This is a genomic window from Nonomuraea antri (genome assembly GCF_013283785.1).
GTDB lineage: Bacteria > Actinomycetota > Actinomycetes > Streptosporangiales > Streptosporangiaceae > Nonomuraea > Nonomuraea antri.
Genome location: NZ_JABCPZ010000367.1, coordinates 1 through 6568, shown reverse-complemented (window position 1 = coordinate 6568; position 6568 = coordinate 1). Strand labels below are relative to the sequence as shown.

General features: G+C 67.9%; 6 protein-coding genes. All 6 read left to right on the top strand.

The genetic code is table 11. The features are described 5' to 3' along the window. Positions 1 to 371: 371 nt before the first annotated feature. The 6 genes from HII36_RS52310 (at position 372) to HII36_RS52285 (ending at position 5911) form a co-directional block, all read left to right on the top strand. Positions 372 to 740 carry a hypothetical protein gene (locus HII36_RS52310; RefSeq protein ID WP_173530878.1) on the top strand — a complete coding sequence of 123 codons (369 nt, stop codon included), beginning with the start codon at positions 372 to 374 and terminating at the stop codon, positions 738 to 740. 119 nt (positions 741 to 859) lie between these two features. Further along, positions 860 to 1867, top strand: a complete 1008-nt coding sequence (locus HII36_RS52305) for a GNAT family N-acetyltransferase (RefSeq protein WP_328808285.1) — start codon at positions 860 to 862, stop codon at positions 1865 to 1867. A 148-nt stretch (positions 1868 to 2015) separates the two neighbouring features. Continuing rightward, complete coding sequence (locus HII36_RS52300) at positions 2016 to 2849, top strand: glycosyltransferase family 2 protein (RefSeq protein ID WP_173530876.1); 834 nt, start codon at positions 2016 to 2018, stop codon at positions 2847 to 2849. A gap of 11 nt (positions 2850 to 2860) precedes the next feature. Then, positions 2861 to 3802, top strand: coding sequence for a glycosyltransferase family 2 protein (locus HII36_RS52295; protein ID WP_173530875.1), 942 nt, complete (start codon positions 2861 to 2863; stop codon positions 3800 to 3802). Beyond that, a complete protein-coding gene (locus tag HII36_RS52290) occupies positions 3799 to 4602 on the top strand; it encodes a polysaccharide deacetylase family protein (RefSeq protein WP_173530874.1) in 804 nt (267 codons plus the stop codon). The genes HII36_RS52295 and HII36_RS52290 overlap by 4 nt, the downstream gene beginning before the upstream one ends. Then, positions 4595 to 5911, top strand: coding sequence for a lipopolysaccharide biosynthesis protein (locus HII36_RS52285; protein ID WP_173530873.1), 1317 nt, complete (start codon positions 4595 to 4597; stop codon positions 5909 to 5911). The genes HII36_RS52290 and HII36_RS52285 overlap by 8 nt, the downstream gene beginning before the upstream one ends. The last annotated feature ends 657 nt before the right edge of the window (positions 5912 to 6568 follow it).

The window sequence follows — 6568 nt, the reverse complement described above, 5'->3', positions numbered from 1 at the left end:
GAGCCGACCACCTCGCCCGAGCCGAGCCTGACCCCCACCGCGGGCGTGCAGCCCAGCGCCGCCCAGGAGGACGCCCAGGATTGAGGCCCAGGTCACATTTACTGTTGTGACGAATGTGACAAAAGAGCATATTTCAGGCTCTGACTCGAAGATCCCCCACGAGATAGGGCATCCTGGTGTGCTTGGGGACCGAGCCGGGGACCGGGGAGCGCTTGACGGTGTGTTTAACACCACACAAATAACCTTGCCCTGCCGGTAAACCGGAGCGCGTCGCCAAGCGTCGGCATTGACGTGCCCATGCACCGATTGGTCCCATGAATATGCGATCAATCGCGCTTTACCCAAGCCAGGACCAGGAGAGAGACAAGTAGATGCTCAAGCACCGCAGAGCGCTCACGTGGCTGCTCGCGTTGGCGTGCATCGCGGGAGCCGCAATCGCGCTGTTCGACATCCAGACGCCGTTGCGCCCGTTCTTGATCTCCCTGTTCCTTCTCGTCGTACCAGGAGCGGCAGTCGTCGGGCTGTTGCGTGATCGTGATCCGCTTGCCGCACTATCTGTAGGAGCCGCGGCAAGCCTCGTACTGAACGTCCTCCTCGCCCAGGCCATGTTGTTCTTCAACGCGTGGTCGCCCAGGGCCGGGGTGGCGACGGTCGCCGTGCTCGGAGGGTTCATGTACGTGCTTCGCGTGTTGTACCGGGGGAAGAACATGCAGACCGAACAGGGGGCCAGGGCAAGGTGAACATCCAGGTCGTTCGGCCGAGGGAGCTCGGAGACTCCGAGCGGGCCCGATGGCGTGAGCTTCAGAAGGCAGACCCGAGTCTGGACAATCCGTTCCTGTCGGTCGAGTTCGCCGTGGCAATGGACCGTTTGCGTGACTACGTGAGGGTGGCGGTCATCCACGACGGAACCGGCATCGCCGGGTTCTTCCCGTACGAGCGGCACAGCTTCGGCATCGGCAAGCCGCTCGGCGGCTTCCTCACTACGTGTCACGGTTTGATCTCGATTCCGGACCTGAAGCTCGATCCGAAGGCGCTGCTGCGGGCCTGCAAGCTCAACGTCTACGACTTCGACCACCTGGTCGCCGGCCAGCCGACGTTCGCCGAGTACGAGACGGACGTGCGCCCCGCCCCGGTGATGGACTTCACCGCCGGCTTCGACGCGTGGATCGAGCAGGTCAAGTCGAACTCCCCGAAGAACCTCAAGACCGTGCGCTACAAGGAGCGCAAGCTCGGCAGGGAACAGGGTGAGCTGCGCTTCGAGTGGGCCTCCGCCGACCCCGAGGTGCTGCGCACGCTGCTGGCGTGGAAGTCCGACCAGTACCAGCGCACCGGCCGGGTCGACAGGTTCGCCCAGCCGTGGATCGTGGAACTGGTCGACATGATGCATGCCGAGAGGTCATCGGACTTCTCCGGCGTGCTGACCATGCTTTATGCCGGGGACGTACCGGTGGCGGGGCATTTCGGCCTCCGGACGGCGACGACCCTTGTAGGGTGGTTCCCCGCCTACGACACCGAGTTCGCCCGGTACTCGCCGGGCATCGTCCATCATCTGCAGATGGCCGAGGCCGCGGCGGCCGACGGGCTCCACATGGTGGACATGGGCAAGGGCGGCAAGGAGTACAAGGACTGGCTCAAGAGCGGCGTCCTGTACGTCGCCGAGGGCCGGGTCTCCAGGCCCTCCGCGACGGCGGCGGTGCACTGGATGGGACGAACTCCTTTCAACAAAGCCCGAACAATCGTCTTGGATCGACCGTCTCTCTATAGAGCGGCCGATCGTGTCCTCAAGGGCTTCGGTCGGGTGCGCAGCTCGTTGCAGCAGCAGGAGTCGCCCAACCCATCCGTCAAGGAACCGACCGGAGCCCGCTGAAGCATCCCCACCCCCCGGCACACAGCACACCCTCACACTCCACACAGGACCCACCGATGCACCGTTCCCCGGCACCGCCGTTCCCGCAGCACCCGGGAGCGAGCGTGGCCGGTACGCAGCGAGGGGTCCCGGAAGGATTTCCCTCGCCATGAGTCCCGAGATCACCAAGCGAAACGGCAAGGTCCAAGTCGCGCCCTTGCGATCCATGCCGTCCCCGGAGAGCTTCACTCCCGTCACCCCCCACCTGGCCATCTCCCCGACGGTCAGCGTGGTCGTGCCGGCGATGAACGAGGCGGAGAACCTGCCGCACGTCTTCGCCACGATCCCGCAGTGGGTCGATGAGATCATCCTGGTCGACGGCAACTCCGTCGACGACACCGTCGAGGTGGCCAAGCGGCTGCGGCCGAACGTGAAGATCGTCAACCAGACGGGCAAGGGCAAGGGCGACGCGCTGGCCGCCGGTTTCGCCGCCTGCACCTGCGACATCATCGTGATGATCGACGCCGACGGCTCGACCGACGGCCGCGAGATCATCTCGTTCGTCGGCGCGCTGGTGACCGGCGCGGACTTCGTCAAGGGCTCGCGCTACGCGGCCGGCGGCGGCTCCGACGACCTCAGCCCGATCCGCTCGATGGGCAACAAGGCGCTGACCGCCATCGTCAACAAGATGTACGGCACGCACTACACCGACCTCTGCTACGGCTACAACGCCTTCTGGGCCCGTCACCTCGACGTGCTCGACCTCGACTGCGACGGTTTCGAGGTCGAGACGCTGATGAACGTGCGGGCCGCCAAGGCCGGGCTCAAGGTGCACGAGGTGCCGAGTCACGAGCGCACCCGCATCCACGGCGAGAGCAACCTGCACGCCGTACGGGACGGCTTCCGCGTGCTCAGGACGATCCTGCAGGAGTGGCGTCGCCAGCCCACCGAACCGCAGCCTGAGCCGACCGCCGCCCCCGCCGCTGACCGAGGCGTCGCGTAAGAAGGATCGTTGTGAACACGTCTGTTGTCATCTGCGTCTACACCGAAGAGCGCTGGGAGGACATCAGGCAGGCAGTCGAGTCGGTCGAGAACCAGAGACGCCCGCCGCACGAGCTGATCCTGGTCGTCGACCACAACCCGGACCTGCACCTGAAGCTCAAGAACGCGTATCCCCAGGCGATCGTCGTGGAGAACACGCACGAGCAGGGTCTGTCCGGAGGCAAGAACACCGGAGTGGCCACGGCCACCGGTGACATCGTGGCGTTCCTCGACGACGACGCGGTGGCGGACCCCGAGTGGCTGGCGGCTTTGGAGGAGGGCTTCCAGGTACCCGGGGTCGTCGGTGTGGGCGGCAGAACGGACCCGTTGTGGGCCTCCGCGCGCCGCCCGCGCTGGTTCCCGTACGAGTTCGACTGGACGGTTGGCTGCACCTACCGCGGCATGCCCGCGGTCAGGGCGCCGATCCGCAACGTGATGGGCGGCAACGCCGCCTTCCTGCGCGAGATCGTGGCCGAGGTGGGCGGCTTCCACAGCGGGATCGGACGCAGCGTGCAGGGGCGCAAGTCGCGCCCGCTGGGCTGCGAGGAGACGGAGTTCTGCATCAGGCTGAGCCAGCGCAAGCCGGGCTCGGTCATGCTGTTCGAGCCGCGCGCGGTGATCGGGCACAAGGTGTCCAGGCAGCGCGAGCGGTTCGCCTACTTCAGGTCCAGGTGCTATGCGGAGGGGCTGTCGAAGGCCCTGGTCACGCAGGAGGTCGGCACCCAAGACGGCCTGGCCAGCGAGCGCGCGCACGCGCTGAAGACGCTGCCGCTCGGCGCGCTGCGCGGCCTCGGCGAGGCGGTGCGCGGCGACGTGGGCGGTCTCGGCCGCGCCGCCGCCATCGTGATCGGCCTGGCCTGGACGACCTGGGGTTACATCGTGGGTTCCGTACGCTTGAAAGTGGTGCGCCGATGATCCGTGTGCCGATCCTGATGTACCACTCGGTCACCGACACGCCCAACGACGACACCAAGCCGCACTCGGTGCGGCCTTCCGACCTGGCCGAACAGCTCGCCTATCTGTCCGAGAGCGGCTTCACCCCGCTCACGCTGGGTGACCTGGTGGCTTCGCTGAACAAGAACAACGGGCGTTCCATGCCCGACAAGCCGATCGTGGTGACGTTCGACGACGGCTACGCCGACTTCCACGGCGCCGCGCTGCCCCTGCTCGAACGCTACAACTTCCCCGCCACGGTCTTCCTGACCAGCGGGTGGGTGTCCGACGCGGGCAGGGACGCCGCGGGCCGGCCGCTCGACGACATGCTGAGCTGGGGCCAGGCCCGCGAGGCCGCGCAGACCGGCATCGAGATCGGCGGGCACAGCCACAGCCACCCGCAGCTCGACCAGCTGCGTAACGAGGATCTGCGGCAGGAGCTGCGCAAGAACAAGATCCTGCTGGAAGACAAGATCGGCACGCCGGTCGCCACCATGGCCTACCCCTACGGCTACTCCAGCGCCCGCGTCCGCCGCGAAGTGCGCAAGGCCGGATATTTCGCGGCTTGTGCCGTGAGCAACACCATCGCCGCCGACCGGCATGACATGCTCGCCATCCCCCGGTTGACGGTCGGCAAGAACACGACCATCAACATGTTCAAGCGCGCCGTCGAAGGCAGCGCCGTACCTCTCATCTACCTGCGCGAGCGCATCCTCACCAAGGGGTACGCGGTCGTCAGGCGGACCAGGTACGGGTTGCAGCGGGTGCGCGGAAATGTCTAGCGTCTGGCACAAAATCCTGCGTGACCTGCGTAACCCGCTGTTCCGGCAGGGTTACGCGCTGATGGCCAACACGGTCATCACCGGCGTGCTGGGCATGGGCTACTGGCTGCTGGCCGCGCACTTCTACACCGAGGAGGAGTTCGGCAGGGGCCAGGCGGTGATCACCGCGATGCGGCTGTTCGCGTCGCTGACCGCGCTCGGCTTCGTGGGCGCGCTGGCCCGCTTCCTGCCGGTGGCCGGCCGCCGCACCGCGGAGCTGGTCCTGCGCGGGTACGGCCTGGCCGCGGCCACCGGTGGCGTCGCGGCGCTCGGCTTCCTGCTGACGCTGCCGCTGTGGGGCAAGACGTACTCGGTGCTCGCCGGGTTCGGGCCGGGGCTGTTCTTCCTGGCGTCCGTGGTGGTGTGGGCGGTCTTCACCCTCCAGGACGTGGTGCTGACCGGGCTGCGCCGGGCGACCTGGGTGCCGCTGAACAACCTGGTCTTCGGCCTGGTCAAGATGGGGTTGCTGATCGCGCTGGCGGGCGCGCTGCCGGAGGGCGGGATCTTCGTCTCCTGGGTGGTGCCGACCGCGCTGGCGCTCATCCCGATCAACTGGCTGATCTTCGGGGTGATCGTCCCGAGGCACGTCAAGCAGGCCGACCCGGCGCAGGAGCCGCCCAGGCTGCGCGAGATCGGCCGCTTCCTGGCCGGCGACTTCCCCGGCACGCTGTCGATCCTGGCGATCGTCTACCTGGTGCCGGTGGTGATCGCGACCCAGGTGGGAGAGGCCACGTTCGGCCGCTTCTCGATGGCGCACACGCTGGCCAGCATGATCGAACTGCTGGCGATGAACATGGCGGTGTCGCTGACCGTCGAGGGGTCGTTCGACCGTTCCCAGCTGGCCGCGAACTGCCGCCGGGCGCTGCGGCGGGCCTTCATGATCGTGGTGCCGATCATCGCGGTGGCCATACTCGCGGCCCCGCTGATCCTGACCGTCTTCGGCTCGAAGTTCGCCGAGGAGGGCACGCTGCTGCTGCGGCTGATGTCGCTGGCGGTGCTGCCCAGGGTGCTCATCGAGGTCTACCTGAGCGCGCTGCGGGCGCAGAGCGAGGCACGCAAGCTCGCCGTGGTGCAGATCGGGCTCGCGGTGCTGGTGCTGATCTCCACGGTCACGCTCTTCCCCCTCGCCGGGGTGAACGCCGTGGGGTACGGTCTGCTCCTCAGCGAACTCTTGGTCGCGGCATTGATCTTCCGAGATCTACGTAAAATTCTCAAATTTGGCGAAACAGGGCAACCCAGCGTCGCTCAGGGGTCGCCCGGGGCCGCATGATGGTCAACGTGAGGCAACGGGACGGCGATGGCATGACAGCGGGGATCACCGGCTCCTCCGATGTGCGTGGGGACACGGGGGAGGAGTCGAAGGTGCCGTTTGATCCGGAGGCTACGGGAGTCATTCCGAAGCTGACGTTCAAGGCGGAGGACAAGCCCTCCGCCGACCAGGAGTCCGACGCCCAGGGCGACGAGACCGCCACCCCGGGGACCGACGGCTCCACGGGCGGCACGGGCTCCACGGGCAGCACGGGCGGCGCGGCGGCCGAACGACCGGGCGCCGGTTCTCCTGGCGCCGGGTCCGGCAGCGGCGCCCCCGCCTCGGGTGCGCCTGCCACCGGCTCTCCCGCCTCTTCGCCGGCCTCCACTGGCGCTGCCTCCGGCACGTCGGGCGCAGGGGCGTCGGCCTCCGGTGCGTCTGCGGCTGGGGCGTCGGGCGCTGGGGCGTCGGGTGCCGGTGCGTCAGGCGCTGGGGCGTCGAATCCAGAGGTCACCACCGCGTTCCGGGTGCCCAGTGCGCCTGCGGTGCGGATCGGGCAGCCGCCGACCGCCACGGACGCGCCCGCGTCGTCTCCCGCCGCGGGTCAGGACCGCAAGGTGGCCCCCGTGGCGAAGCCGACCCCGCCCACCGGCCCGCAGACGCCGGGTTCCACCCGGC